We start from the raw sequence: 429 nt of genomic DNA, 5'->3' as shown, positions 1-429 counted from the left end.
CGTCAAGGCCGAACGACGGTTCCTGTCGACGATCGCCCGGCGTCTCGACACGCTCGGCGCAATCACCCGCGGGCAACGCCAGACCGGCGGGCAGGGCATGTTCCGCTCGGAGGACAATCTCGAATCTCAATATGCCCGCGACGCGCTGCGGCAGTTCTACAAGCGCATCCACGCCGGCGGCATCGCAGGCTGCTCGCTCGAAAAATTCGAGACGATCACCGGCCTGTCGTTGACTGCGGAGGAAGGCGGCCTCAAGGAAGAGCTGCCACCGATCCATACCTTCCTCAATCGAATGCTGGCGCTTACCATCCGCATACAGAACCTGCTGTTCGAAGCATTCGAACAGTTGCTGGCTGCCCGCATTGAAGGGGCGATTGCCGCGGGTGTCTACGACAAAGGCCTGGAGGTTCTGACGGCAGATCGTATGAC

Annotated in this window: 1 protein-coding gene; it reads left to right on the top strand. The window is 61.5% G+C overall.

Annotation, left to right across the window (positions count from 1 at the left end):
- The coding region (locus tag AC1D0P_RS30190) for a strawberry notch C-terminal domain-containing protein (RefSeq protein WP_477680096.1) at nucleotides 1–429 on the top strand (429 nt) is incomplete at both ends.

The organism is Polaromonas sp. P1_G2 (assembly GCF_056405515.1).
Note: the sequence above shows the minus strand (reverse complement) of the source record. Positions and strands in the feature narration are given on the sequence as shown.